Annotated in this window: 25 protein-coding genes; 11 read left to right on the forward strand and 14 right to left on the reverse strand. The window is 35.9% G+C overall.

Features of this window, described 5'->3' with window-relative positions:
- Positions 1-13 precede the first annotated feature (13 nt).
- Positions 14-1,555 (forward strand): acyl-CoA carboxylase subunit beta, encoded by a 1,542-nt coding sequence (locus tag ACR9EA_RS10460; protein WP_435132565.1) that lies wholly within the window; start codon positions 14-16, stop codon positions 1,553-1,555.
- 22 nt (positions 1,556-1,577) lie between these two features.
- Here ACR9EA_RS10460 and ACR9EA_RS10465 read toward each other — a convergent pair whose 3' ends face one another.
- The 3 genes from ACR9EA_RS10465 to ACR9EA_RS10475 form a co-directional block, all read right to left on the reverse strand.
- Positions 1,578-2,156 carry a hypothetical protein gene (locus tag ACR9EA_RS10465; protein WP_435132568.1) on the reverse strand — a complete coding sequence of 193 codons (579 nt, stop codon included), beginning with the start codon at positions 2,154-2,156 and terminating at the stop codon, positions 1,578-1,580.
- An 89-nt stretch (positions 2,157-2,245) separates the two neighbouring features.
- Complete coding sequence (locus ACR9EA_RS10470; protein WP_435132570.1) at positions 2,246-3,292, reverse strand: serine hydrolase domain-containing protein; 1,047 nt, start codon at positions 3,290-3,292, stop codon at positions 2,246-2,248.
- A gap of 29 nt (positions 3,293-3,321) precedes the next feature.
- Positions 3,322-5,091 (reverse strand): ABC transporter ATP-binding protein, encoded by a 1,770-nt coding sequence (locus ACR9EA_RS10475; protein WP_435132572.1) that lies wholly within the window; start codon positions 5,089-5,091, stop codon positions 3,322-3,324.
- Between the two features lie 272 nt (positions 5,092-5,363).
- Here ACR9EA_RS10475 and ACR9EA_RS10480 point away from each other — a divergent pair, with 272 nt between their 5' ends.
- Positions 5,364-6,590 carry a multidrug effflux MFS transporter gene (locus ACR9EA_RS10480; RefSeq protein ID WP_435132575.1) on the forward strand — a complete coding sequence of 409 codons (1,227 nt, stop codon included), beginning with the start codon at positions 5,364-5,366 and terminating at the stop codon, positions 6,588-6,590.
- 87 nt (positions 6,591-6,677) lie between these two features.
- Here ACR9EA_RS10480 and ACR9EA_RS10485 read toward each other — a convergent pair whose 3' ends face one another.
- The gene (locus tag ACR9EA_RS10485) at positions 6,678-7,313 is read right to left on the reverse strand and encodes a MarC family NAAT transporter (protein WP_435132578.1); all 636 of its coding nucleotides are present in this window, start codon (positions 7,311-7,313) and stop codon (positions 6,678-6,680) included.
- Between the two features lie 189 nt (positions 7,314-7,502).
- Between ACR9EA_RS10485 and hutI the strand changes: the two genes are divergently transcribed.
- On the forward strand, positions 7,503-8,741 hold the full coding sequence (gene hutI / locus ACR9EA_RS10490; protein ID WP_435132580.1) for an imidazolonepropionase: 1,239 nt from the start codon (positions 7,503-7,505) through the stop codon (positions 8,739-8,741).
- Between the two features lie 86 nt (positions 8,742-8,827).
- Here hutI and ACR9EA_RS10495 read toward each other — a convergent pair whose 3' ends face one another.
- Entirely contained in the window at positions 8,828-9,712 is an 885-nt protein-coding gene (locus ACR9EA_RS10495; RefSeq protein WP_435132583.1) for a chromosome partitioning protein ParA, read from the reverse strand.
- A gap of 132 nt (positions 9,713-9,844) precedes the next feature.
- Between ACR9EA_RS10495 and ACR9EA_RS10500 the strand changes: the two genes are divergently transcribed.
- The 3 genes from ACR9EA_RS10500 to ACR9EA_RS10510 all read left to right on the forward strand — a co-directional run bounded on the left by ACR9EA_RS10500 (position 9,845) and on the right by ACR9EA_RS10510 (position 11,988).
- Positions 9,845-10,864 (forward strand): arginase family protein, encoded by a 1,020-nt coding sequence (locus tag ACR9EA_RS10500; protein ID WP_435132586.1) that lies wholly within the window; start codon positions 9,845-9,847, stop codon positions 10,862-10,864.
- A 40-nt stretch (positions 10,865-10,904) separates the two neighbouring features.
- Positions 10,905-11,672, forward strand: a complete 768-nt coding sequence (locus ACR9EA_RS10505) for an MBL fold metallo-hydrolase (RefSeq protein ID WP_435132587.1) — start codon at positions 10,905-10,907, stop codon at positions 11,670-11,672.
- Between the two features lie 70 nt (positions 11,673-11,742).
- Positions 11,743-11,988, forward strand: a complete 246-nt coding sequence (locus ACR9EA_RS10510) for a hypothetical protein (protein ID WP_435132590.1) — start codon at positions 11,743-11,745, stop codon at positions 11,986-11,988.
- Positions 11,989-12,085: 97 nt separating this feature from the next.
- On the opposite strand, the gene ettA is transcribed toward ACR9EA_RS10510, so the two are convergent.
- Both ettA and ACR9EA_RS10520 read right to left on the reverse strand, forming a co-directional pair.
- Positions 12,086-13,777 (reverse strand): energy-dependent translational throttle protein EttA, encoded by a 1,692-nt coding sequence (gene ettA, locus ACR9EA_RS10515; RefSeq protein ID WP_435132592.1) that lies wholly within the window; start codon positions 13,775-13,777, stop codon positions 12,086-12,088.
- A gap of 2 nt (positions 13,778-13,779) precedes the next feature.
- Positions 13,780-13,962, reverse strand: a complete 183-nt coding sequence (locus tag ACR9EA_RS10520) for a CAL67264 family membrane protein (RefSeq protein ID WP_066218768.1) — start codon at positions 13,960-13,962, stop codon at positions 13,780-13,782.
- A gap of 424 nt (positions 13,963-14,386) precedes the next feature.
- On the opposite strand from ACR9EA_RS10520, the gene ACR9EA_RS10525 reads away from it, so the two are divergent.
- The 4 genes from ACR9EA_RS10525 to ACR9EA_RS10540 all read left to right on the forward strand — a co-directional run bounded on the left by ACR9EA_RS10525 (position 14,387) and on the right by ACR9EA_RS10540 (position 18,068).
- Positions 14,387-15,568: an MFS transporter gene (locus ACR9EA_RS10525; RefSeq protein ID WP_435132595.1), complete on the forward strand. Its 1,182-nt coding sequence runs from the start codon at positions 14,387-14,389 to the stop codon at positions 15,566-15,568.
- Between the two features lie 98 nt (positions 15,569-15,666).
- A complete protein-coding gene (ygiD, locus tag ACR9EA_RS10530) occupies positions 15,667-16,497 on the forward strand; it encodes a 4,5-DOPA dioxygenase extradiol (protein WP_435132597.1) in 831 nt (276 codons plus the stop codon).
- Positions 16,498-16,531: 34 nt separating this feature from the next.
- Entirely contained in the window at positions 16,532-16,990 is a 459-nt protein-coding gene (locus tag ACR9EA_RS10535; RefSeq protein ID WP_435132600.1) for an RNA methyltransferase, read from the forward strand.
- A gap of 433 nt (positions 16,991-17,423) precedes the next feature.
- Positions 17,424-18,068 (forward strand): YdeI/OmpD-associated family protein, encoded by a 645-nt coding sequence (locus tag ACR9EA_RS10540; protein WP_435132602.1) that lies wholly within the window; start codon positions 17,424-17,426, stop codon positions 18,066-18,068.
- Positions 18,069-18,103: 35 nt separating this feature from the next.
- Here the strand turns inward: ACR9EA_RS10540 and ACR9EA_RS10545 are convergent, their stop codons facing one another.
- The 3 genes from ACR9EA_RS10545 to ACR9EA_RS10555 all read right to left on the reverse strand — a co-directional run bounded on the left by ACR9EA_RS10545 (position 18,104) and on the right by ACR9EA_RS10555 (position 20,739).
- Positions 18,104-18,781, reverse strand: a complete 678-nt coding sequence (locus tag ACR9EA_RS10545; protein WP_435132604.1) for a metal-dependent hydrolase — start codon at positions 18,779-18,781, stop codon at positions 18,104-18,106.
- 205 nt (positions 18,782-18,986) lie between these two features.
- On the reverse strand, positions 18,987-19,889 hold the full coding sequence (gene menA, locus ACR9EA_RS10550) for a 1,4-dihydroxy-2-naphthoate octaprenyltransferase (protein ID WP_435132607.1): 903 nt from the start codon (positions 19,887-19,889) through the stop codon (positions 18,987-18,989).
- 10 nt (positions 19,890-19,899) lie between these two features.
- Positions 19,900-20,739, reverse strand: coding sequence for a 1,4-dihydroxy-2-naphthoyl-CoA synthase (locus ACR9EA_RS10555; RefSeq protein WP_435048251.1), 840 nt, complete (start codon positions 20,737-20,739; stop codon positions 19,900-19,902).
- A gap of 53 nt (positions 20,740-20,792) precedes the next feature.
- On the opposite strand from ACR9EA_RS10555, the gene ACR9EA_RS10560 reads away from it, so the two are divergent.
- A complete protein-coding gene (locus ACR9EA_RS10560; protein ID WP_435132610.1) occupies positions 20,793-21,908 on the forward strand; it encodes a C1 family peptidase in 1,116 nt (371 codons plus the stop codon).
- A 90-nt stretch (positions 21,909-21,998) separates the two neighbouring features.
- Here the strand turns inward: ACR9EA_RS10560 and ACR9EA_RS10565 are convergent, their stop codons facing one another.
- From ACR9EA_RS10565 to menD, 4 genes are read right to left on the reverse strand one after another with little or no spacing between them, the layout of a single operon-like run.
- Positions 21,999-23,087 carry a glycoside hydrolase family 53 protein gene (locus ACR9EA_RS10565; protein WP_435132613.1) on the reverse strand — a complete coding sequence of 363 codons (1,089 nt, stop codon included), beginning with the start codon at positions 23,085-23,087 and terminating at the stop codon, positions 21,999-22,001.
- A gap of 9 nt (positions 23,088-23,096) precedes the next feature.
- Entirely contained in the window at positions 23,097-23,600 is a 504-nt protein-coding gene (locus ACR9EA_RS10570; RefSeq protein WP_435132615.1) for a GNAT family N-acetyltransferase, read from the reverse strand.
- A gap of 17 nt (positions 23,601-23,617) precedes the next feature.
- Positions 23,618-24,448, reverse strand: a complete 831-nt coding sequence (locus ACR9EA_RS10575) for a CvfB family protein (RefSeq protein WP_435132618.1) — start codon at positions 24,446-24,448, stop codon at positions 23,618-23,620.
- Positions 24,445-26,172 carry a 2-succinyl-5-enolpyruvyl-6-hydroxy-3-cyclohexene-1-carboxylic-acid synthase gene (gene menD, locus ACR9EA_RS10580; RefSeq protein ID WP_435132620.1) on the reverse strand — a complete coding sequence of 576 codons (1,728 nt, stop codon included), beginning with the start codon at positions 26,170-26,172 and terminating at the stop codon, positions 24,445-24,447. Before menD ends, ACR9EA_RS10575 begins: the two co-directional genes overlap by 4 nt.
- Between the last annotated feature and the right edge of the window lie 33 nt (positions 26,173-26,205).

Below are 26,205 nucleotides of genomic sequence, written 5' to 3' on the forward strand. Positions count from 1 at the left end.
GAAAAAACAGTCTATGGATTCCAAAATAAAACAACTAAACGATAAAATTGAGCAAGCCCATTTAGGTGGTGGTAAACACCGTATAGAAAAACAACATCTAAAGAAAAAACTTACAGCAAGAGAACGCGTATTGTATTTACTTGATGATGGTTCTTTTGAAGAGATAGGCATACTCGTAACCCACCGTACAACAGATTTCGATATGGATAAAGAAGTCTATTACGGCGATGGAGTTATTACGGGCTATGGCACAATTAATAGTAGATTGGTGTATGTATTTGCTCAAGATTTTACTGTTTTTGGCGGAGCACTTTCCGAAACCCATGCCGAAAAGATTTGCAAAATAATGGATATGGCACTAAAAGTAGGTGCACCATTAATAGGACTAAACGATTCTGGTGGAGCGCGCATTCAAGAGGGAGTTAGATCGTTAGGCGGATATGCCGATATTTTTTTTAGAAATGTAAAAGCTTCTGGGGTTATTCCACAAATTTCGGCAATTATGGGGCCTTGTGCAGGTGGCGCTGTATACTCCCCTGCAATGACCGATTTTACAATGATGGTAGAGCATACTAGCTATATGTTTGTAACAGGCCCAAATGTTGTTAAAACCGTAACCAACGAATCGGTTACTTCAGAAGATTTAGGAGGTGCCACTACCCATGCCACAAAATCTGGTGTCGCACATACCACCTCTGCTGACGATATTGCCTGTCTAGAAGATATTAAATCACTTCTCGGTTATTTACCACAAAATAACACGAAAACCACCGATAAGGTTCCGTATACCCTAAGCGATGAAATTCGAGACGAATTAACAGATATTATCCCAGACAATACCAATAAACCGTACGATATGCACGCTGTAATCCATGGTATAATTGATCGCGATTCTTTTTTTGAAATTCATAAAGATTACGCAGAAAACATAATCGTAGGATTTGCCAGATTAGGTGGCCGAAGTATTGGTATTATTGCCAACCAACCCTTGTTTTTAGCCGGTGTATTAGATGTAAATAGTTCTAAAAAAGCCGCCCGATTTACACGCTTTTGCGACAGTTTTAACATTCCGCTACTCGTTCTTGTAGATGTTCCCGGTTTTTTACCTGGTACCGACCAAGAGTGGAATGGCATTATAGTTAACGGTGCTAAACTATTATATGCTCTTAGCGAAGCCACTGTACCACGAGTAACCCTTATTACCCGAAAAGCCTATGGCGGTGCGTACGATGTTATGAACTCTAAACATATTGGTGCCGACATGAACTTTGCTTGGCCGAGTGCCGAAATTGCCGTTATGGGAGCTAAAGGTGCAAGTGAAATTATTTTTAGAAAAGAGATAAAAGAAGCCGATGATCCTGAAGCCAAACTTGCCGAAAAAGAAACCGAATATGCCAACACCTTTGCCAATCCGTATCGAGCGGCGCAACGTGGTTTTATAGACGAAGTGATTTTACCTAAAAACACACGCCGAAAATTATTGAAAGCCTTTAGCATGCTGGAAAATAAAACCGTAGAGTTGCCAAAACGCAAACATGGTAATATTCCGTTATAAAATATTTCAGAAAATATGTAATCTACATTTCTAAACCTCTAATTTGAATACTGTTTGTTTTCAAATCACTACTTGCCTTTTTAGTTATAATTTTTATTAATTTTATTTCTGAAGTTAGGCCAGTCACTCTTATATTGGAAACCTCTATTTTAAGTATACTATTTTCATCAACGATATAATTTTCACTCTCTAAATTAATGACTTGCGCATCAATTTGAAAAACAAGTAATTCATCTTCAAGCTTAAGATGTTTATTTATAAGTGCTTTAATTGTAGTGAAATTTGGAGTATAATCTGCTTTGGTATTAATATATATTTTACCATAATAAACTTTATTTTTTACCTTGAATTCTTTTTTTTCGACAGTTATGGTTTCTACAGTATCCGGAAGAAGAGTTGTTAAAACAGATTCATTCTCAAACAAATGCCCATCTATAATATAGACCGGTTTATTTTTTCTAATTGATTTTGTATCACTATCGCTGTAAATTACCGCTATTTTAGCATTGTTCTTGTTTGTATCATCTTTACGTTTTTCCTGACCAAACCCTTCAAGGCATAGTACAAACAATAATAATACAAGTTTAATTTTCAGAATCATTTTCAATTACTTAAAAATACATTCTACAAGTTACTAAAAATCAAACTAAAAGAAAGACTTGCTTTTTTAATCGAAAAACGAAATTACATTCATTCATTTTTGCGCAATATCTTTATAATTCTGTTATATATTAATTCCGACAAGCTCCAATTGTAACCATCAAAATTTACTGTATTTGTAAATTGTATAACAACCGTATCTATATCTTTATAATACTTCGCAATACTTTGGTAACCCGGAATTAATCCCGTGTGCTCGTAACGGTAAATAGACGAATATAGATCTTGTTCGGCTTTATCCTTAAACAGCGTTCCCGCATTTAAGGCCCTTATAAACACACCCAAATCTTCGGCTGTTGCTAGCATCGATGCATTATTATCGGTTTTTAAATCTTGATCGTAACCTACATAATAACCACTCATAACCTCATCTAAATCAACATCGTTTATAGAACCGTAAGTGTTTTTAAGCTGTAACGGATTCAGAATTTCTTCTTTAATATACTGAAACTTACTCTTGCCTGTAACGCGTTCTATCAGTTTAGCTAGTAACAAATAATTGGTATTGCAATATTCGTAAGCTGTACCCGGTTCGAAATTTGCAGGCAAATCCAACACTAAAGCCAAGCGTTCTTTATCGTTGTCTTTTGGTGCTGCCCAATAATTGTTGATATCGGTATAATTAGGTATACCACTACGGTGTTGCACTAGCATGTTAATGGTTATTCTATTTGCATGTTCTATGCGCCCTACAAGCTCTGGAAAATAATCGGCAAGAGTTTTATTTAAATCTATTTGACCACTATATGCCAATTTGGTAATCGAAACAGCTACATATAGTTTTCCCACACTAGCGATTTTAAACAAAGCATGAGGATCGGCAGGTATTTTTTGTTCACTATTTTTATATCCAGCGGCGTAAAATTCAGGTGTCTTCCCCGCTTGATCGACATAAACCACTATGCCATCAAACCCATAATTAAGCGCTTCATTAACCTGCTCTTGTACGGTGTCTGGCAAAGGACGCAACCAGGCTTTTAGCATAATCCAGGGCACAAAAAATAATGAAACTACGGTTGCCACGAACACTATTAATCGAAATATGTTTTTTTTTGAGGCTTGTATCTTAACCGCCATAATGCTTTAGTGTATTGATAAATATGATATTAAATTTTGGCCTGATAGGTATACAAATCGAAATATCGCCCTTGAGCTTCAATTAAGGCATCGTGCGTGCCGCGTTCAACAATTTTTCCTTGCTCGATAACCAAAATCTGATCGGCCTTACGAATTGTACTTAATCTATGGGCAATTACAATTGTAGTACGGTCTTTCGTTAACTGGTTTAAACTCTTTTGAATATACCCTTCGCTTTCGGTATCTAAATTAGATGTTGCTTCGTCTAAGATTATGAGCTTAGGATTTGCTAGAATGGCTCTTGCAATGGCTATACGTTGTCGTTGTCCGCCAGAAAGTTTAACACCCCGCTCGCCTATTAAGGTATCTAAACCATCGTCGAAACGGTTAGTAAATTCATCTACATAAGCCGAAGTTACGGCATGTTGCAATTCTGTTTCGCTTGCCTGCGGCCGGGGAAACAGAATATTTTCGCGAATGGTGCCCTCAAACAAAAACTCGTCTTGTAACACAACGCCTAAATGTTGTCGAAAACTTTTTAGTGAGACTTTAGATAAATCATTGCCATCAATAGTTACTATTCCTGAATTCGGATTTAAAAAACTTGCCGATAAACCAGCAATAGTCGATTTTCCCGAGCCAGAGCTTCCTACTAAAGCGACCACCGATCCCGAAGGGGCTTCAAAACTAATATTGTGTAAGACATCTTTTCCTGACTCGTATGCAAAAGACACGTTATTAAAGGCCAAATTGCCCTTCATCTTTTTAAGCACAATTGTTCGCTCTTCGGCTTGTTCTTCGGCTTCCATATTCATAAGCTCTTCGGTTCTATCTAAACCAGCCAAGGCTTCAGTTAACTGACTGCCTATATTACTCATTTGTACAATGGGAGCAATCATAAACCCTAACAGTAACGTGAAAAACATAAAATCACCTATGGTTAATTCACCTTGCATAATTTTATATCCGCCAATTCCCATAATACCTGTAGAGGCTATTCCTAATAAAAACGTCGAGGAGCTCGTCATGGCTGCGGTTGCCGTTAAACTCTTTTTCACATTCTGAAATAACCGATCTACTCCATTTTCGAAAGCTTTATTTTCCTGTTCTTCGGCATTAAATGCCTTAATAACACGAACACCTGACAAAGTTTCGGTAAGCCTACCAGTAACCTCGGCATTAATAACGCCGCGTTTTCTAAAAATAGGTCTGATGTATTTAAATGCTTTTAATGCCAAAATTCCAAAAACGGCCACAGGAACCAGTACAAACAGTGTCATTGATGGACTTATACGAATTAATAAAATTAGTGAAACTATGGCTGTAAAGGTGCCTCCTACCAATTGTACCAAACCGGTACCAATTAAATTTCTTACGCCTTCTACATCCGTCATAATTCTAGAAACCAATACACCAGATTTTGTATTATCGAAAAAACGAATTGGAAGCGACAGTACTTTTTTCTGTACTTGGGCACGCAATTCCGATATTAAATATTGTGCTTGTACACTTAAAATTTTGGTAAGTAAAAACGACGTTACCGCCTGAACTAAAATAGCAGCGCCAACAATGGCGAGCAAGCTATACAATTGATTGTAGTCTTTATTAGGAATAACATCGTCTAATAACACTTTACTTTTCCATGGTAAAACCAAACTCGCTAAACGACTAAGCACAATTAAAAGCAAGCCAATAAACACTAAATTACGTCTAGGCCAGATAATGGTTTTAAAAGCCTGAACCATACTAACTTTAGATGCTTTTTTTGGCTGTAATTGCTGCGATTTATAGTGTTTCATAGTTTTTTATTCTGAATAAATTTAAAATAATCTAACGGTTTAAAGGGCAAAATTGATTGTTTTTAGAATTCAAAAAAGAAATCTGAATCCGAAAATGCTTAATTCCAATTTAGCTGTTCTATGTTTATAATTTTTACGTTAGCAGATACACACAAAATTAAACGAATCATTACCAATACAATAACATTAACTATTCAATTTTACTAAGTTGGGAATAATTATCTTTATAACGATTTTTTAACTCGTGCAAAGATTGTATACAGTATTTTTGCATGATGCAAGACACCGAAAAAAAATATCAATTCGAGTTTGTGGCATTAATGGCCTCGTTAATGTCTATAGTAGCATTATCTATTGATGCTTTACTACCTGCCATTCCAGAAATAGGCTTGGCGATTGGCAACCAAAACAGCACCGATTTACAATTACTTATTACTATGATTTTTTTAGGATTTGGTGTCGGACAGTTAATTCTTGGTCCCTTATCCGATTCTTTTGGAAGAAAACCCATCATGTATGCTGGTTTTGGTATTTTCATCCTAGCTAGTTTTGTTTGTGTTTTCTCTACTTCTTTAGAATGGATGCTTATCGGGCGTATTTTTCAGGGCATCGGACTTTCGGCTCCAAGAACAATAAGTATTTCTATTATTAGAGATTCGCACAAAGGCGATTACATGGCCAGAATGATGTCTTTTGTAACGGCCTTTTTTATTTTAGTGCCTGTAATTGCTCCTGCTTTAGGACAGTTTATTTTAATGCATTTAAACTGGCAATCTATTTTTTATACACAACTATTTTTTGCTGTTTTAGTAACCTTTTGGTTCTGGAAAAGACAACCCGAAACCTTACGCCCTGCCTTTAAAATTCCATTTAACAAGCAAGTTTATGTCAATGGATTTAAAGAGCTTATAAAATATAAAGAAGCCATGGTATTTACTGTTGTTTCTGGATTTATTACAGGAGCCTTCATGGTGTATTTAAGTTCGTCGCAGCATGTTTTTGAAGATCAATATGGTATTGGAGATAAGTTCCCTTATGTGTTCGCTGGTTTAGCTTGTTCTATCGGGTTATCAACGTTACTAAATGGTACATTGGTAGTGCGCATTGGCATGCGACGATTGGCGTTTATGGCTTTAAGTGTATTTTCGTTGGTGTCTACGCTTTATGTGATATTATTTTGGAACAAACCCAACCCGAGTTTGTTTGTGCTTATTCCTTTTTTGGTGGCTCAGTTTTTTACCTTAGGATTTATTTTCGGAAACTTAAGAGCCATTGCCATGGAACCTATAGGCCACATTGCAGGAATTGGCGCTGCTATTACAGGGTTTATTTCTACCCTAGTTGCCATACCTATAGCTACCTTTATAGGTGAGTTTATGACCGATACGGCCTTACCACTATTTATTGGTTTTGCTATTTGCGGAAGCTTATCGCTAATAACGTTTATTTTTATGAAACGTCACATTTTATACCGTAAGCTAAATTTTAATTGGCGTTAGGGATTGCAGCGGCATCCTTTTTTATGGCTTAAAAGGCCATAAAAAAGATACAGCGGAAAGCGCGACCTTGATAAAGGGAACGCCCTACTATTTAAAGGAAATATGGGTAATAATGTCTACCACAGACGAAATTATGTATTCTATACCTATAGCAATAACAATAAACCCGATAATACGAGACAAGGCATTTATACCCGAGGCACCCAAAAATTTAACTATAAAATGGGCGCTTTTTAAAATGAAATAAATACATAATACCGTAAATAGCATAGCTCCTAAAATGATAAAAATATCACTAAGGTCTGAAAACTCTTGGTTATAGGCTATAAGTAAAGAAATGGTTCCTGGCCCAGCAAGCATAGGAATGGCTAAAGGCGTTAAGCTAATTTCGTTTCGGTTTTGAATGTCTTCCTCTACCCGCTTTCGCTTCATCCCTTTATGCTCTGCAAATTTTCCCGTTAACAGTGCAAACCCAGAAGATGCTATTATAAGTCCGCCAGCTATTTTAAGAGCATTTATGCTAATGCCAAAAAACGATAAAATATATTTACCCGCAAAAAAAGCCAGTAATAAAATAATAAATGCGTTTACCGAAGTCCAAAATGCAATTACAGCACGTTCTTTGCGCGTGTTATCCTGCGACAATCCTACAAAAATTGGCACTGTCCCTAACGGATTCATGATAGAAAATAACGCACCAAAAGTTACTAAAAATAGCTCCATTGTTTTTTTCTGCAAATTCAATGTTTTTTTAGCTGTTATAGGTTAGGCCTGTTTTAAGCAATTGTCGCTAAACCATAAACTTTCCTGTGTGTACATCTATAAATTGTTACGCAAAAACTATGCTTACAAAAACAGCCTGCGTCAAGTAAATATATTTTTATAAATTTAGGCTTCCAAAAAACTAAATTGATGTCTATACTTATAACTAACATAAAGCAATTATTGCAAGCGAGGGCAACTAACGTACTTAAAGTTACGGGAAGTGATATGAAAAAACTTCCACTTATAGAAAATGCTTATCTTTTAATAGAACACGATACCATTGTTGAATATGGCGAAATGAAAGATATGGGCGATACTGTAGCAGAAACTGTAATTGATGCTACAGGAAAAATAGTAATGCCAGCTTGGTGCGATTCTCACACGCATTTGGTATATGCAGGAAATCGAGAACAAGAATTTGTAGACCGAATTAATGGCTTAAGTTATGAAGACATTGCCAATCGTGGAGGCGGTATATTAAATTCTGCCGAAAACTTAGCCAAAGCCACCGAAGACGAATTATACGACCAAGCTGTGTCGCGTTTAAAAGCTGTTATGGAAATGGGAACCGGCGCCATAGAAATCAAATCTGGTTATGGCTTAACTACCGAAACAGAATTAAAAATGCTACGCGTTATAAAACGCATTAAACAAGATTTTAATGTATTTGTTAAAGCAACATTTTTAGGAGCCCACGCCGTACCTAAAGCCTTTAAAGATGATAAAACGGCATATGTAGATGAAATTATTAACACCATGCTTCCTAAAATAGAACAGGAACAATTGGCCCATTATATTGATGTATTTTGCGAAAAAGGATATTTTTCGTTAGACGATACCGAACGTATTCTACAAGCCGGCGTAAAACATGGCTTAACACCAAAAATACATGTTAATCAATTCAATGCCTTTGGCGGTGTCGCTTTGGGCGTTAAATACAATGCCCTTTCTGTAGATCATCTTGAGGTTATGAATCCAGAAGACATTGCAGCCTTAAAAGGCAGTAACACCATGCCCGTTGCTCTGCCGTCTTGTTCTTATTTTTTAAGCATACCTTACACCCCGGCGCGAGCAATTATAGATGCCGGTTTACCACTAGCACTCGCTACAGATTACAATCCTGGTTCTACTCCTAGTGGCAATATGAACTTTGTAGTAAGTACGGCATGTATTAAAATGAAGATGACTCCAGAAGAGGCCATTAATGCCGCTACAATTAACGGGGCTTATGCTATGGGAATAAGTAATATGTACGGCAGTATTACGCGTGGTAAAAAGGCCAATGTTATTATTACCAAAACAATACCTAGCTATAATTACCTACCTTATGCTTTTGGCGACAACCATATAGATAAGGTTATTATTAATGGTAGTTTATTATCTTAACTTTTAAAGTATTTATATAAAGTAAAAAACCCAAAAAGTGAACTGCTTTTTGGGTTTTTAGTTTGTTAGTGTTTGTGTTTATTATTTTATTTAAGTGTAAATTCTGAAGTAGACACTAAGTCTTTGGCGTTATATACATTTACAACATAACGTCCGTCTTCAAATTTATTATCGGCAGATGCAGCTACAAATTCGCATACATTTAAACTCGTATTTTCGTAATTAAAGCGACTAACTAGGCTGTAATTTAAGGTTGTCTCCCCAAATACAACTTGCTCGTTTGCTCCAAGAATATTGTTTTTTGGGTCTATAACCTGAATGTACAATTCTTGATCGCCAGCTTGCACTAAGGTATTTTTAGCAACTGTAAAACATACTCTAATTTTATCTACGCGTCGTGCACGTTCTGTAGGTATTAATTTTCCAGAGCTACGTTCTATAACTCCAAATCCTTTTAAGCCCACAGTGTTTAAAACAGCAGCATTTTCTACAACTTCAGCAAGAGCTGTATTTTGCATTAACAACGAATCTGTAAACACGGTACGCTCTTCCAGACGGGTACGGGTGCTATCTAAAGACGAGGCCAATAACGAATTTTCAACTTTCAGTTTATCGTTTTCGGCCATTAAGGCATCCATTTCTTTTTGTAATGATAAGTATCTCTGCTTATACTTCCATAAACTTTTTACGTTAGTTTCAGAAATTTGTAACGAGTCCATTAACCCTTGAATTCGGGTTCTAGCCTCTATAAGGTTATTATTGGCTATCTCGTTTTCGCTAATGGCAACATCGTATTGTTTGGCCATATTACTCAAATCGTTCATTACCAATTGTTTTTCTTCACGTAATTGAGTTTCGGTTTCTTTTTTCTGCTTCATCAAATCGAATGTGTAAAATGCTGTACCTAAAAACAGTACTAAAGCAATTCCTAAAGCAATTTTTAATCCGCTACTCTTAGCATTATTTTCCATAATTAATTTTAATTTTTAATTGTTAAGATTGGTTAAGTTAATTTTGATTTTTTATAGTTTAATATTATTAAAATTAAGTTCACAAAGCAAAAAAACTTGTATTTTTAAACTTATAAAACCTAATGCGCATTAATGGACAAACTTGTTTTATTTACTAACTCCGAACTTAAAGAACGTATTGATAAACGCCCTTTAGAATCAAAATTTGGCGAAAACGTTGTAACATTAAAGCCGTCTAGCAATATATACGAAGATCTTGAAGCTTTGGACGTCGAGTATGTACTTATTGGCTTTCCTGAAGATGTAGGGGTTTTCGCTAATTCGGAATCTGTTGGCACATCAAATACTTGGGAAACCACTGTAAATGAACTATTAAATTTTCAAAACAATCAATTTACAACACCCGAAAAACTTTGTATTCTAGGTCATGTCGATTTTACTAAAGAGATCGAAAAGCTTCAAAAACTAGATCCGTCATCTGCAAAACACCTTGCTAAAGCAAAAAAACTTGTTTCTAAAATAGATAGTACGGTGAGCCAATTGATATTTGAAATAACCAAAGCTGGTAAAAAACCTATCATTATTGGTGGCGGCCATAACAATGCCTACGGTAACATAAAAGGTTCTGCTCTAGCCTTAAATAAGGCCATAAATGCAATTAATTTAGATATGTACTCTGGTTTTAAACAAGATAAAGGCAGGCATAGTGGTAACGGGTTTACTTACGCGTTTACCGAGGGTTTTTTGAAGGATTACTTCATTTTTGGCTTACAAGAAAACTACACATCGGATGTTATTTTTAAAACTTTAAAAAAGCTCAAACATATCGATTTCATCACCTACGAAAGTTTAGAAATTCGCCAAGACACTTCGTTTAAAAAAGAATTACAAAATGCCCTATTAGCAACAGAACACCGCCCTTTTGGTATAGAATTGGCCTGCAATTCTATTGAAAATAATGGCTGCGAGCAAATATCGGCAAGCGGATTTAGCGTTAAAAAAGCTAGACAATTCGTTCATTTTTTTGCACAGCAACCCCAAGCGCAATATTTACATATTTGCGATGCCAAACCTCTTAAAGGGCAACATCCTGAAGTTGGTAAACTAATTGCAACACTAATTACAGATTTTATTCGGGCACATTCAAAATAATTTTCGTATTTTAATCCTCTAATATTCAAAGTATTAATTTATGATTCATGTATTTGCTCTAGTCTGTTATATGGTTGCTCTCTTACCGTTACAACCGCACGTAACAAATAACACCACAGAATTAAAAATTGAAATATTAAATTCTAAAACCGAAATCATTCCCATTTCCCATGCGACTTTTGTTATGGAAATAAAAAAAACTGTCGTTTACATAGACCCTGTTGGCGATGCGTCGTTATTTTCTCATTTAAAATCTCCTAACCTTATTTTAATTACCGATATACACGGCGATCACCTTAGTGTAGAAACCTTACAAGCTGTTGTACAGCAACATACTACTATTATAGCGCCGCAAGCAGTAATAGACCAATTACCAGACACACTTAAAAATCAAGCATTTGTGATGCATAACGGAGAAACAAAAACCTATAACCACTTAAAAATTGAAGCTATACCTATGTATAATTTAAGACCAGAAGCTCTTAAATACCATAGTAAAGGCCGTGGCAATGGTTATGTTTTAAACAATCACGACGAGCGTATTTACATTTCTGGAGATACTGAAGATATCCCTGAAATGCGAAACTTGAAAGATATAGATATTGCTTTCGTTTGCATGAATTTACCCTATACCATGCCTGTAGAACAAGCCGCCAGCGCTGTTTTAGACTTTAAACCCAAAGAAGTTATTCCTTACCATTACAGAGGTACTGATGGACTGAGTGATGTTGGTGCGTTTAAGGAATTGGTAAACAGTAAAAATCCAGACATTACAGTAACGCTACTTAACTGGTATTCAAAAAATTAACACATAAAACCCTATCTATTACAGAAAATGCGTTATATTTGAGATGCTATTAACTCAAATTTAAGCTGTCATGCCTGCTTTTTTACTTCATAGATTATCCTTGTCCGACATTTTAATACTCTTACAACAAAAAGATATTGTTATTGTTTTATCTATTACAGTAACTGTATTTTTAATTTTATTGATATTAGGTATTAGAAAAACACATAAGTTGAATGAAGAAAACCAAAGGTTAGCAGACTTAAATCCGTTGGATAGCACCGAAGACGATAGCTATAAAGATTTTACTGAAGGCCACCTATACGGTAACGACTAAATTAAATTTATTTAATACCCCTATTTAATACGCAAAAAGCCTGCATTTTATAGCAGGCTTTTTTCTTTGTAATATAATGAGCATAAGAAATGCAATGTTATCTCACCAGTTTTTTATACTTAATACGTTTTGGCATAATATCGCCACCTAAACGTTTCTTTTTATTTTCTTCATAATCGCTAAAACTACCCTCGAAGAAATAAACTTGACTATCGCCTTCAAAAGCAAGAATGTGAGTACATATTCTGTCTAAAAACCATCTGTCGTGACTAATAACCACGGCACAACCTGCAAAATTCTCTAAACCTTCTTCTAAAGCTCTAAGTGTATTTACATCTAAATCGTTGGTAGGCTCATCTAAAAGTAAAACGTTACCCTCTTCCTTTAAGGTCATGGCAAGATGCAATCGGTTTCTTTCTCCTCCAGACAATAACTTTACTTTTTTATTCTGTTCGCTTCCACTGAAATTAAAACGACTTAAATAAGCTCTAGAATTTACCTGCTTACCTCCCATTAGCACTAATTCTTGCTCATCGCTAAAATTTTGCCATATTGTTTTTTCAGGATCTATATTAGCATGGCTCTGGTCTACGTAAGCAATTTTTGCAGTTTCACCAACTTCAAAGCTTCCTTTATCTGGAGTAGCCTCGCCCATAATCATTTTAAAAATGGTTGTTTTACCAGCGCCATTAGGACCAATCACACCAACAATTCCTGCCTGCGGCAAATTAAAGTTTAAATCTTCGTAAAGTAATTTATCATCAAAACCTTTACTTATGCCTTTGGCTTCTATAACATTAGTACCTAATCGTGGTCCGTTAGGAATATAGATTTCCAGTTTTTCGTCAAGCTGCTTTTGGTCTTGACTCATCAATTTATCGTAATTTTTCAAACGGGCTTTCTGCTTCGTTTGTCTACCTTTAGCGCCTTGTCTTACCCACTCCAACTCGCGTTCCAATGTTTTTTGGCGCTTAGATGCTGTTTTATTTTCTTGAGCCAAACGCTTAGATTTCTGGTCTAACCACGACGAGTAATTACCTTTCCACGGAATACCTTCGCCTCGGTCTAACTCTAAAATCCATCCCGCAACATTATCTAAGAAATACCTATCGTGCGTTACCGCGATAACCGTACCTTTGTACTGGGCTAAATGCTGCTCTAGCCAATGTACCGATTCGGCATCTAAGTGGTTGGTTGGCTCGTCTAAAAGCAACACATCTGGTTCTTGTAGTAATAAACGGCAAAGTGCTACACGCCTGCGTTCTCCACCAGAAAGCACACTTATTTTTTTATCGCCATCTGGAGTTCTAAGCGCATCCATAGCAATTTCTAACTTGGTATCTAGCTCCCACGCATTGGTCGCATCAATCTGGTCTTGCAGTTCGGCCTGTCTGGCCATTAACTTATCCATTTTATCTGGGTTAGAGTACACTTCCTCCAAACCAAACATATCGTTAATTTTATTGTATTCTTCAAGAATAGCTACGGTTTCGGCCGCACCTTCCTTAACAATTTCCATAACGGTTTTATCTTCATCTAATTGCGGCTCTTGTTCCAGATATCCAACAGAATAATCTTGAAGAAAAGTAACATCGCCTTGATAATTTTTATCTACACCTGCAATAATTTTCAATAATGTAGATTTACCAGAACCATTAAGACCTAAAATACCAATCTTGGCACCATAGAAAAAACTTAAATAAATATTTTTTAAAACAGGCGTATTTGCACCTGGAAATGTCTTGGTTAAACCAGACATCGAAAAAATAACTTTCTTATCGTCGCTCATAATTACACTCTACCTTTTAAAGCATTAAAAACCCAGGCTATTGCAAAAAAACCTATCCCTACAGATGCGAAACCCCAACCGGCTACATCGTTATATCTAAAGGCTCCCAAAGCAATTAAACCCAGACCAACTACTATCATTATGGTTGTAGCCCATGCTAAAACCGTATTTTTATTCATTGCCATTTTAAAATTGTTTCTTAGGGCGCACCGCTTTTACACTGAAGTTACAAAGCGTCAGGCTATTCGTTATATCTTTTTAAATGTAACCATTTAAAAAGGATGCCACTCCTATCCCTTGCGCAAAATTCAAATACAAATATCGGATTTTTAACACTAAATCTAAAGCATATCTACGTATTATTTTAACATTTAAATTGAAATGCATTTTTAAGTATTTCAAGTATTTTCTGCAATTTCAATTTTTAAACAGTACTCAATCTTTTAAAGTTTTATAATTTCTACAACTTTCCTTCGCATATTCTTATAATTATACAAACAAAATCTTAGTTTTTTGAACAGTAAACAATTAACGTTTTTTTTATTGTATATACATCAGTTAGCAACATAAGTCTAACTACTTTTGTGGCTTGCATTAATTAATAAATTTATGAACAAAGCATTATTATCATTAGCCATTGGTGGTTTCGGAATTGGTTTAACCGAGTTCGTAATTATGGGTATTTTACCAGATGTTGCTACGGCTTTTAATATTAGCATCCCAAAAGCTGGGCATTTTATCTCGGCTTATGCTTTAGGCGTGGTTATTGGTGCGCCACTACTTACCGGTTTAGGCAACAAATGGCCTGCTAACAAAGTACTTATGGCTTTAATGCTTTGGTTTACTGTTTTTAATACTTTATCGGCATTTGCAACGGGATATACTTCATTTTTAATACTTCGTTTTTTATCGGGTCTACCTCATGGAGCCTTTTTTGGTATTGGCGCCGTGGTTGCTGGTAAATTATCTAAACCTGGCAAAGCTGCACAAGGTATTGCCATTATGTTTAGTGGTTTAACTTTTGCTAACCTTTTGGGTGTTCCGCTAGGCACCTATGTTGGAAAACACTTTGCGTGGCACGTTTCTTTTTTAATGGTAGGTATTGTTGGCGTTATGGCTGTTTTAAGTGTGAAATTTTGGATGCCAGATTTTAAAGAATCATCTGCTACTAATTTCATTAAGGAATTTAAAATTTTTAAGCGTTTAGAACTTTGGCTTATTATTTTACTAACAACCATTGGTACGGGAGGCTTTTTTGCTTGGTACAGCTACATAGCTCCTTTAATTACCGATGTTGCTGGGCATCCAGATACAATGGTTTCTTTCGCCATGATTTTAGCCGGCTTAGGTATGGTTATTGGCAATTTTATAGGAGCCAAACTCGCCGAAAAATTCCTACCTATTAATGCCGTCATCATTACATTAATTTGTATGGTAATTTGCTTGTCGTTAAATACCATTTTGGCATCAGACAAAATTATGGTGCTAGTCATGACTTTTATAATTGGTACGGTTACATTTTGCTTATCTACACCTATACAAATTGCTATTATAAATGCCGCAAAAGGGTCCGAAACTTTAGGGTCGTCCTTAAACCAAAGTGCTTTTAATATTGGAAATGCCTCAGGAGCTTACTTTGCTGGATTGCCGATTGCCATGGGGTATGGCTACACCGCAGCCGATTGGGTAGGCGCCGCTATGGCTGCTATGGGAGTATGTATTGCCTTTGGCATCATTTTATTAAGAAGAAAACGTAAAAAACAAAACACGTTGGAAAACTGTTACTCATAATATTATAACCTTATTGACTGAACCTTAAAATTACTGATTTTATTATAGTATATTACCAAAGTATAGTGACTACTTTCGTTTCATGAATTACTTTTTAAATGAATTCTTTAAATCAATTACAGCATATTTCTGATTCCTTTGGCCAATCAGAGCGCATGCCCGCCTTATTTTTGGGGCATGGCTCGCCCATGAATGGCATAGAAGACAACGAATTTGTTCAGGGCTTTAAAGACCAACGTGAATTGTTAGATAAACCCAATGCTATAATCGTAATATCGGCCCATTGGGAAACTAAAGGTACTTTTGTAACCGCAATGGAACATCCTAAAACCATTCATGATTTTGGCGGATTTCCTAAAGCACTTTACGATGTGCAATACCCCGCTCCAGGACATCCTGAATTGGCTAACGAAATCACAGAACTCATTCAACCTAAAGATACCGTGCATTTAGACCATAAATGGGGTTTAGACCACGGCGCTTGGACCGTAGTTAAACATTTGTTTCCAGATGCCAACGTTCCTATTATTCAATTAAGTATCGATTATACAAAACCAGCCGATTACCATTACGCTTTGGCAAAACAGCTTAAAGCGTTAAGACATAAAGGTGTTCTCATTATAGGCAGTGGTAACATAGTACATAATTTAAGACAAATTGCTTGGAACAAAATAAACGACTATTATGCATACGATTGGGCAATTGAAGCCGATTCTAAAATAAAATCTTGGATTTTGGATGGCAACCACCAAGCTTTAATAGATTTTAAATCGCATGGTACGGCATTCGACTTGGCAATTCCTACACCAGAACATTATTTACCTTTATTATACACGCTAGGTCTACAGAACAAACAAGACGACATCTTACTATTTAACGACAAACCTTTGGCAGGATCGCTAACCATGACAAGTGTTAAATTAAGCTGATAACTCTTAATGACTTTTCTTATTTTTGCCTACTATGAACGATAATTTTACCAACGAATATTTTGGCATAGGCATTCAAAACGGAAAAACACCAGAAAATTTAGGCGTTTTATGGCGCTCGGCTCAAAACTTAGGAGCCAGCTTTATTTTTACTATTGGCAACCGCTATGCCAAACAAGCATGCGACACCCACGATGCCGTAAAAGCAATGCCCTATTTCCACTATGAAACATTCGACGAGTTTTTTAATAATATGCCCAAAGGTACCCGCTTAGTTGGCGTAGAACTTACCGATGAAGCTGTTGACTTAGAAACCTTCAACCATCCCAGACGTTGCGTATATTTATTAGGTGCCGAAGATCACGGGCTGTCTAAACAGGCCATAGAAAAAGCTCATTTTTTGGTTAAGTTTCAATCGCAATTCAGTTTAAATGTTTCGGTTGCTGGCAGTATCGTTATGTACGACAGAGGTTTGAATAAATCGAGATGTTAATTTTAAACTAACCACTAAATCGAGGCCGAATTTTAGGAATCTCATTTTAAAGACAAACGAGAATTATGTGGATTAGAACTCTCTAATGCTGCTCGAATGGCTTTAAAATTATTTCAGAAACACCAACTTCATTGGTCTCAGTCGTTAGTTGAAACTATGCACTTTTAGTGCAAGACTTTCAGTTTCTATAAATATTTTTACGCCACGAATTCACGAATATTTGACATAGTTTTTATAGAAATATTCGTGTATTTGTGGTTAAAACGAACACAAATAATCAGACTTTCAGTCTGTTTTCAAACCTATGGACTTCCAGTCTATAGTGGTTTAGTTTTTTATTCCTGGTTTTGGTTACGGCAGAAATGCCAAATTATTTAAGGTATTTTAATTATATTACCACCAACTAATAAGCTAATTGTAAAATATTTCACTAATGAATCAAGATGTCGACAATTATTTTATCGCAGGCTGCGGAAGATGTCCGCTTGGAGGTACTGCTGATTGCAAAGTACTTCCGTTTGAAACCGAATTGCGATATCTAAGACGTTTGTTATTGTCTTGCGGACTTACAGAAACCTGCAAATGGGGTGTGCCCTGTTACATGTATAACCAGTCTAATGTCTTACTACTAACTGCGTTTAAAAACTACGGCGCTATCAATTTTTTTAAAGGCGCTTTGTTGGCCGATACGAAACAAATGTTAGAAAAGCCTGGACCAAATTCGCAAGCTGGTCGCTTTTTTAAGTTTACAAGCTTAAAGGATATTCAGCCTATTGAAGCCGATATTAAAGCTTATATTTTTGAAGCCATTGAGATTGAAAAAGCCGGTTTAAAAATTCCTTTTAAAACAAATCCAGAACCTATTCCAGAGGAATTAGAACGCACTTTTGAAGCCGACACTAATTTAAAAGCAGCCTTCGAAGCCCTTACGCCTGGCAGACAACGCGGTTATATTTTACATTTCTCGCAACCCAAGAAATCCGAAACACGTTATTCTAGAATAGAAAAATGTACACCCTTAATTTTAAATGGTGTTGGTTTAAACGACACGTATAAAGCAAAAAAAAAGTCCAACTAAACCCGTTGAACCTTTTCAAATAAATACCTTTTATATTAAAGCTCTATATACTCCCCTAATTCTAGGAGCATTAAATCTTTATTTTTATCGAAAAACTTACGTTTAGCCTCTTCATGGTCTATTTCTATATATCCAAAAGTATCAAAATGATATCCTAAAACTTTATCGCAAGCCACAAAATCGCTAGCTAAAATGGCATCGTCTATCCCCATAGTAAAGTTATCTCCTATAGGTAAAATGGCCAAGTCTAATTGTAAATGCATCGGAATTAATTTCATATCGAAAGTTAAAGCCGTATCACCAGCAATGTAGATGTTTTTGCGTTCACCTTCAATTACAAAACCGCCTGGTTGCCCACCATAAGAACCATCGGAAAAACAGGAAGAATGAATGGCATTGACATATTTTACAGTTCCGAATTCAAAATCCCACGAACCACCATGATTCATCGGGTGCCCCTCAATTCCCAACTTTTCGTAATACGACACAATCTCTGCATTCGAAACCACAACTGCATTAGTACGTTTTGCAATCGCCTCTACATCGGCCACGTGATCTTGATGCGCGTGGGTTACCAAAATATAATCGGCCTTTAAGGTGTTAATATCTATATGCGATGCTTTGGGGTTTGGGGAAATAAAAGGATCTACTAAAATAAACACGTCATTTACCTCTATGCCCAAACTGGCATGACCATAAAATGTAATTTTCATAATTCAATAATTTGAAATTAAATTACAAAAAAAACTCAGACATATTATAGAAATCTGCCTGAGTTTTTCAATCCCCAAAAATGAAGCTAAATTTAAGCCTACTATTGATAATATATCAACTGATATAAAGATAATACATAACAGACTGTATATCAATAAAATAAATTAAATTTGTAGAGATTTAACAATTTTATAAGGAATTCTATTACAATATGTAGCCAATCCCTAAAAGTACCGAAAGGAAAAACGTACTTAAAGCCAGTTTTTTTAGTTCTGGATCTAAATCTTTAGGATTGTCGTTTTTATATACAGTAACAAGATGCTTTGTTAAAGGAACAAAAATGATTAGAAACAGTAAATTAAATGGCGAAGTATAATACAAAACAGCAAATAATGCGGTTAAAAACATAGCGCCTCCAACCAAAACATAATGATATAATTTGGCCTTTGCAGCACCTAACTTAACCACTAGAGTATTTTTATTCGATTTGGTGTCTGATGCAATATCTCTCATATTATTAAGGTTTAACACCCCAGCACTTAATAAACCTATAGCGCAGGCAGGTAAAATAGTTACATGATCTACTTGCTTGGCAAAAAGCACGTAACACCCAATAACACTTACCAAACCAAAAAACAGAAAAACAAAAATATCACCCAAACCTCTATACCCGTAAGCAGAATGACCTACCGTATATTTTATGGCAGCTACTACACTGGCCAAACCCAAAACAAAAAATAACAGCGATAATAAGAAGTTTTTAGAACCAAATGCCGAAAATATTAATAAAACAGCTAAAACTATAGTTATTAAAATATTTAGCTTAATGGCATTTAACATTTCTGATGCTGAAATCTCGCCACTTTGTATGGCTCGCATAGGTCCTATTCTATCGTCGTTATCGGTGCCTTTTGTACCATCGCCATAATCGTTAGCAAGGTTAGATAATATTTGTAAACTTAAAGTTGTTAGGATAGCCAAAATAAAAATTAACGGATTAAAAAATCCGTTATAAGCAGCCAAGCAGCCCGCTACAATTATTCCAGACACCGATAAGGGTAAGGTTCTTAACCTCATGGCCGAAATCCAAGTCGAAAATTTTGTCATGTGCTACACCTTAAGGAATCCATTTTTTTTCGAAATTCGGTTTACGCTTTTCTAAAAAGGCATTCCGTCCTTCTTTGGCCTCATCGGTCATGTATGCCAATCGCGTTACCTCTCCTGCAAACACTTGTTGCCCTACCATACCGTCGTCGGTAAGATTCATGGCAAACTTTAACATTTTGATAGACGTTGGGGACTTTGCTAAAATTTCCTGAGCCCACTCGTAAGCAGTATCTTCCAACTCATCATGAGGGATAACAGCATTAACCATACCCATTTCGAAAGCTTCCTGAGCCGAATAATTACGCCCTAAGAAAAAGATTTCACGCGCTTTTTTCTGTCCTACCATTTTAGCCAAATACGCCGATCCGTATCCCGCATCAAAGCTTGTAACATCGGCATCTGTTTGTTTAAAGATAGCATGCTCTTTACTCGCTAAAGTTAAATCGCAGACCACATGCAACGAATGTCCGCCACCTACTGCCCAACCTGGCACTACGGCTATTACCGCTTTAGGCATAAACCTGATTAATCGTTGCACTTCTAATATATTTAAACGATGGTATCCATCTTCGCCTACATAACCTTGCTTTCCTCGGGCATTTTGGTCTCCACCACTACAAAACGAATACACGCCGTCTTTGGTTGAAGGACCTTCTGCCGATAATAATACTACGCCTATATTAACATCTTCATTCGCATCGTAAAAGGCATCGTACAATTCGCTTGTGGTTTTTGGTCTAAAAGCGTTACGTATGTTTGGTCGGTTAAATGCAATTCTGGCTACACCGTTGCACTTTTTATAGGTAATATCTTCGTATTCTTTGGCTGTTACCCAATTGGCTTTTTCCATTTTTATTATTTTAGCCAAAAATAAATCATTTTAAACAAACCCTTAAAATAAGAATGAAAAAATATCCCATTTTCTTGTTGTTGTTTGCCTTTACAACAACCCTATTTTCGCAAGCTTACAAATTTGAAACTATAACCGATTTAAGTGCTACCGACGTATTAAGCCAAGGTAAAACAGGGACGTGTTGGAGCTTCTCGACCTCATCGTTTTTAGAAAGTGAAATTATTAGAATTTCGGGAAAACATATCGATTTATCAGAAATGTATACCGTAAGACAGACTTACCCAATAAAATCTTGGAATTATGTTATGCGCCAAGGTAAAGCCCAATTTAGCGAAGGTGGTTTAGCCCACGATGTTATTAATAGCATGTCGCAATTTGGCTTGGTACCCAACGATGTTTATACTGGTCTGCAAAAAAAACAAGATAAGCACGACCACTCCAATTTGGTTGAAGACTTAAAAACTGTATTAGACAATTATATTAAAGATCCTAAAGCCTACTCTGGGAATTGGAAAACCGATGTGTCTGACATCTTAGATAAAAATTTAGGCAAAAACATCACCTCGTTTAGTTATGAAGGTGTAAACTATACGCCACAATCGTTTTTAGAAATGACAGGTTTACAGGCAAAAGACTATGTAAGCATTACCTCGTTTACCCACCACCCCTACAACTCTACTTTTATATTGGATATACCTGACAACTTTTCGAACGGTAGTTTTTACAATGTTGAATTAGACGAATTGGTAGACATAACCAACAACGCTTTAAAAAATGGTTTTACAGTAGAATTGGATTGCGATGTTAGCGAAAAAACCTTCTCGGCAAAACACGGTATCGCGGTAGTACCTAAAGATGAAAAAGATTATCAATCTGCATTAACCAAGATTGAAAAAGAATTAAAAGTAACTCCAGAATACAGACAACAAGAATTCGAAAACTTCGACACTACAGACGATCACCTGATGCATATTGTTGGAATAGTTGAAGACCAAAAAGGAAACACCTATTACAAAGTAAAAAACTCTTGGGGAAAAAATTCAGACCGCGTGTCTAACGACGGTTATATTTATATGAGTGAAGCTTATTTTAAGTTAAAAACGATCTCTGTAATGGTACATAAAGATGCTTTACCTAAAAAGATAAAAAAAGATTTAGGACTGTAAGCAACAACCAAAAGTGGTTAACTAATAAAAAAGCTGATTTTTAAGAAGAGTACTTGAAAATCAGCTTTTTTTATACCGCTTTATTTGCCATTACTCCGCTTTAAAAACTTCTAAAACAGGCAAAGCTGTATTGTTAAAATCGAAAAGCGCCTGATTTTCCCATGGCGAACCATTGGTTGCTTCTGTCCCCTTCCAAGCAATAAGTTCGGCACCCCAATAACAAAAACCAATTCCGCGTTCTAAATCTTGAGTAATTGTTTTTATACTCTTTAAAAAATCGAATTGTCCCTGTGGGCTTGCAGGATATCCAGTTATTAACTGATCCTCTTGTCCTACAATATTATTTGTCCAATCGTTCCAATCTAAAGTAAACGGATATGCGGTTTCTGCAATTACAATGTCTTTATCGTATTTACTACTTAAGTTTGCCATTGTATTTTGTAATGCCGTTAAACTCTTTCCGTGCCAAATAGGATAAAACGACAACCCAATAATATCGTAATCTAAAGCATCAACCTGACCAAAAAACCAGTCGGCATGTTCTGTCCCTGCAAAATGAATCATGATTTTGGATGCTGGTGATGCTACTCTAACTTCAGAAATTGCTGTTTCCATAAGGGTTTTAAACTGCATGTAATTCGTATTGATATCGCCTTCTGGCAATAAAAAACCAGGATTAATTTCGTTACCAATTTGTATGTATTCTGGCTGAATCTCCTTTGCTACCATTTGGGTATATTCACCTACTTCGGCATTAAGGCCATCGAAATTTAAGTTTTTCCAAGCTTCGGGAATTTCCTGATTTGCAGGATCGGCCCAAGTATCGGAATAATGTACCGACAACCAAATTTTAAAGCCTTGCGCTTTTAATTGCGAAGCAAACGCTTTTACTTCGTTATATCCCGAATGTTCGTTTAAAGGGTTTACCCAAAGGCGCAGCCTTACCGTATTAACGCCATAAGACTTAAGCTGTTCTAAAAAACCTTGCTCATTACCATCTGCATCTTGAAACACAGGATTGGTTGAGGCTATTTCTGGCCAACTTGAAATATCTACCGCCGAAATAAAGTCGGTTGTTTCTGGCGGATTTACAGGTGTTTCGTTAGAATCATCAGATGAGTTACACGAAAATAAAATTAACACCATAAACAACACTGCTGTACCGTATTTAAATGTCATAATATATTTTTAGTTTAATGATTTTTGATATAAATTATAAACCGATAAAGGCAATTGCTTTTCGCCAACTTTTACAAATCCCATGTCTTCGTAATACTTACACAATTTCGGGTTTTTAGAATCGGCATCTAATCGTAAAAACATACAACGCGCTTGTTTTGCTTCTTCTGCTATAGCTTGTAGCACTTTTTTTCCAAAACCCTTACCGTTAAATGCTTCTTGTATAGCCAGAGAATGTACGTATTTGGCCTTTTGTTCTTGCACACCCCAATACAGCACATCTTCATTTAAAATCCTGACCATGCCTATTTTCTGGCCTTTGTTAGTATAAATGAAAACAAATTCGCCATTCTTTAAGCCGGCTTCAACCCATTGTATTTTTTCTTGGGGTGGATTTTTCCAATATTGCCAATGATCGATATTTTTCTCAGCAATTTTTTCGGCTGCTGCTTTAAACATATCCAACACAAGTTGTAAATCTGCATGTGTAATGGTTTTAAATAGCAATTCCATAATCCCAAACAAGTATATTACAGCAAATAAATCCCGTCTTCTTTAATGTCTATTAAACGCTTTTTGTAAAGCGTACCTACGGCTTTTTTGAAGCTTTTTTTACTCATTTGCAAAAGCTCGCGAATGGTTTCTGGATCGGACTTATCTGTAAGGTTTAAAAACCCGTTGTTATCTTGAAGCTCTACCATAATGGCATCGGCATTAGGCTCTATACTTCTGTAACCTACTTGCCCCAAAGTGATGTCTAACTTATTATCTGGACGTACTTTTTTTACAATCCCTTTTAGTTTATCGCCTACACTTAAATCTTTATAGATATCGTCTTTAAAAATAAGTCCTGTGTGGATATTATTCACAATAACATTCATGCCAAAATCGGATGGATGAGACACTATAACATCTACCTCATCAAACTGCTCTACAGTTAGCTCTTTATTACTCAAAAAACGATTGGTTTTACTAGATGCCACCAAACGATTACTTTTTTCGTCTTCGTAACAATGCACCAAATACCAACCGCCTTTTTGCATTTTAAAAGCCTGTTCTTTAAACGGGCAAAACAATTCCTTTACCAATCCCCAATCTAAAAAAGCTCCGTATTGATTGGCTTCATTACAACGCAATACTACAAAATCGCCCTTTTTTATATACGGTTTATCTGTAGTTGCAATAATGCGTTCTTCGTTATCTAAATACACAAAAACCTCAATCTCGTCTCCTATTTCAAAATATTCGGGCACATAACGGTTAGGAAGTAAAACTTCGTTATTATCATTATCGCCTAAAAATAAACCCGGATCGGTATCGCGTAAAATGGTTAGTGTATTGTATTCTCCTAAATGTATCATGTGGTAAAGATAATGCTATTATTGTTTTTATTCAAAAAATTCAACGCTTTAAAATACTCTAAAATTACGGTATCATTACTGGTTGATGGTGTGAAAATTTCTAAAATTTCTGGCTGACCTTCATTGCTATAAAAAGGCGTTAACGCTTGTTGTAATTCTTTTTCGTTTGAAGCTTTTCTATACTTAAAACCATACATTTCCGCCAATTGTTTGGCACTCAAATGATGTTTTGTTTCGAAAAAATAATCGAAATTTGGTGTGTTTTTATGCCCTGGTAATATTCTGAATATCCCTCCTCCTTCATTATTAATTATAATAATTCTGAAATTAGACGGAATATAATTATTCCACAAAGCATTACTATCGTAAAAGAAACTCAAATCGCCCGTTATTAAAGTACTTATTTTTTCATGTACAGAAGCCGCACCAATAGCTGTAGATGTACTGCCGTCTATGCCACTTGTGCCGCGATTACAAAATACCTGCACGGTGCTATCTATATTAAAAAGCTGATTGTACCTGATTGTAGAACTATTACTTAATTGTAAAATACTGTGTTGCGGTATGTGTTTTAAAACGGTATCAAACACTTTTAAATCGGAAAATGGTGCCTTGTTTAAAAATATCTGGTGCGCTTTTTCCCTAGATGCTTTTACTGCATTCCAATAGTGTTTATATTCACTTTTAACAGGTGAAATATGAGAAGTAAATGCTTTAAAAAACTGATTTGGTGCAGACACAACATGCTTGTTTAAACAAAAAAATGTGTTATTAGCCTTATGTTTTCCCACATGCCAATGCTGTTTAGGCTGGTAGTTACGCAAGAATGCCTTAATGCGTTTAGAGACAATTAAACCTCCAAAAGTCAGCAAAATATCTGGCTGTAAAGCTTCAAACTCGGTTGCTGTTAACGGCGTTATGATTTTGTCGATATTTGGAAAAAAATCTTCATGATGCAAGTTAGAAGTGGTTTCGGTAAACACCAATACACTATCATCTTTCGCTAAAATTTCTAAATACCGTTGCTCTATGACGTTTGGTGAATTTACACCTACTAAAATCAATTTTCGTTTAACTGCATTCCACTGCTCAGCACAATCTTTAATACTGTCGCTATCTAATTCGTCTGTTTCGGATTCTTGGGTATTAACTGGAGAAACATTTAAAGTATCTGTTGTATGATACAAGGGTTCATCGAACGGAATGTTAATATGCACCGGGCCACATACCTTTTTAGCAATTTGTAATGCTTTAGTAATCTCTGCTTCATTATATTCTTGTATTTCATTTTGAAGCTTTGGGCACGTTACATTGTCTAACTTTAAATTCGCGGAATAAAAAATGTGATTTTTAAATACATCGGGTTGATTAATGGTTTGCCCATCCCCAATACCAACTTTATGAGCTGGTCGATCTGCCGATAATACCACTAAAGGAATATTGCTATAATACGCCTCTGCCAATGCCGGATAATAATTTAACAAGGCACTTCCCGAAGTACAAACCACGGCTACAGGTTCTTGTAATTGCTGTGCGATACCTAATGCAAAAAAAGCAGCACAACGTTCGTCTACAATACTATACGATTTAAAAAACGAATCGTGGGTAAACCCAATGGTTAAAGGCGCATTACGACTACCTGGGGAAATAACAATGTGTTTTATGTTTTTAGCTTTACAGAGCTGCACTACAGTTTGTGCGAGGGGAATCGCTGAATATATCATGTAAAAAATACTTCTAGAAATGAACTGCAAAAT

This window comes from Formosa sp. A9 (assembly GCF_051200825.1).
Lineage (GTDB): Bacteria > Bacteroidota > Bacteroidia > Flavobacteriales > Flavobacteriaceae > Formosa.

Bases quoted from the DNA above. Each gene is read 5' to 3' on its own strand.
- ACR9EA_RS10460 (WP_435132565.1), top strand. From the start codon at position 14: ATGGATTCCAAAATAAAACAACTAAACGATAAAATTGAGCAAGCCCAT.
- ACR9EA_RS10465 (WP_435132568.1), bottom strand. From the start codon at position 2,156: ATGATTCTGAAAATTAAACTTGTATTATTATTGTTTGTACTATGCCTT.
- ACR9EA_RS10470 (WP_435132570.1), bottom strand. From the start codon at position 3,292: ATGGCGGTTAAGATACAAGCCTCAAAAAAAAACATATTTCGATTAATA.
- ACR9EA_RS10475 (WP_435132572.1), bottom strand. From the start codon at position 5,091: ATGAAACACTATAAATCGCAGCAATTACAGCCAAAAAAAGCATCTAAA.
- ACR9EA_RS10480 (WP_435132575.1), top strand. From the start codon at position 5,364: ATGATGCAAGACACCGAAAAAAAATATCAATTCGAGTTTGTGGCATTA.
- ACR9EA_RS10485 (WP_435132578.1), bottom strand. From the start codon at position 7,313: ATGGAGCTATTTTTAGTAACTTTTGGTGCGTTATTTTCTATCATGAAT.
- hutI (WP_435132580.1), top strand. From the start codon at position 7,503: ATGTCTATACTTATAACTAACATAAAGCAATTATTGCAAGCGAGGGCA.
- ACR9EA_RS10495 (WP_435132583.1), bottom strand. From the start codon at position 9,712: ATGGAAAATAATGCTAAGAGTAGCGGATTAAAAATTGCTTTAGGAATT.
- ACR9EA_RS10500 (WP_435132586.1), top strand. From the start codon at position 9,845: ATGGACAAACTTGTTTTATTTACTAACTCCGAACTTAAAGAACGTATT.
- ACR9EA_RS10505 (WP_435132587.1), top strand. From the start codon at position 10,905: ATGATTCATGTATTTGCTCTAGTCTGTTATATGGTTGCTCTCTTACCG.
- ACR9EA_RS10510 (WP_435132590.1), top strand. From the start codon at position 11,743: ATGCCTGCTTTTTTACTTCATAGATTATCCTTGTCCGACATTTTAATA.
- ettA (WP_435132592.1), bottom strand. From the start codon at position 13,777: ATGAGCGACGATAAGAAAGTTATTTTTTCGATGTCTGGTTTAACCAAG.
- ACR9EA_RS10520 (WP_066218768.1), bottom strand. From the start codon at position 13,962: ATGGCAATGAATAAAAATACGGTTTTAGCATGGGCTACAACCATAATG.
- ACR9EA_RS10525 (WP_435132595.1), top strand. From the start codon at position 14,387: ATGAACAAAGCATTATTATCATTAGCCATTGGTGGTTTCGGAATTGGT.
- ygiD (WP_435132597.1), top strand. From the start codon at position 15,667: ATGAATTCTTTAAATCAATTACAGCATATTTCTGATTCCTTTGGCCAA.
- ACR9EA_RS10535 (WP_435132600.1), top strand. From the start codon at position 16,532: ATGAACGATAATTTTACCAACGAATATTTTGGCATAGGCATTCAAAAC.
- ACR9EA_RS10540 (WP_435132602.1), top strand. From the start codon at position 17,424: ATGAATCAAGATGTCGACAATTATTTTATCGCAGGCTGCGGAAGATGT.
- ACR9EA_RS10545 (WP_435132604.1), bottom strand. From the start codon at position 18,781: ATGAAAATTACATTTTATGGTCATGCCAGTTTGGGCATAGAGGTAAAT.
- menA (WP_435132607.1), bottom strand. From the start codon at position 19,889: ATGACAAAATTTTCGACTTGGATTTCGGCCATGAGGTTAAGAACCTTA.
- ACR9EA_RS10555 (WP_435048251.1), bottom strand. From the start codon at position 20,739: ATGGAAAAAGCCAATTGGGTAACAGCCAAAGAATACGAAGATATTACC.
- ACR9EA_RS10560 (WP_435132610.1), top strand. From the start codon at position 20,793: ATGAAAAAATATCCCATTTTCTTGTTGTTGTTTGCCTTTACAACAACC.
- ACR9EA_RS10565 (WP_435132613.1), bottom strand. From the start codon at position 23,087: ATGACATTTAAATACGGTACAGCAGTGTTGTTTATGGTGTTAATTTTA.
- ACR9EA_RS10570 (WP_435132615.1), bottom strand. From the start codon at position 23,600: ATGGAATTGCTATTTAAAACCATTACACATGCAGATTTACAACTTGTG.
- ACR9EA_RS10575 (WP_435132618.1), bottom strand. From the start codon at position 24,448: ATGATACATTTAGGAGAATACAATACACTAACCATTTTACGCGATACC.
- menD (WP_435132620.1), bottom strand. From the start codon at position 26,172: ATGATATATTCAGCGATTCCCCTCGCACAAACTGTAGTGCAGCTCTGT.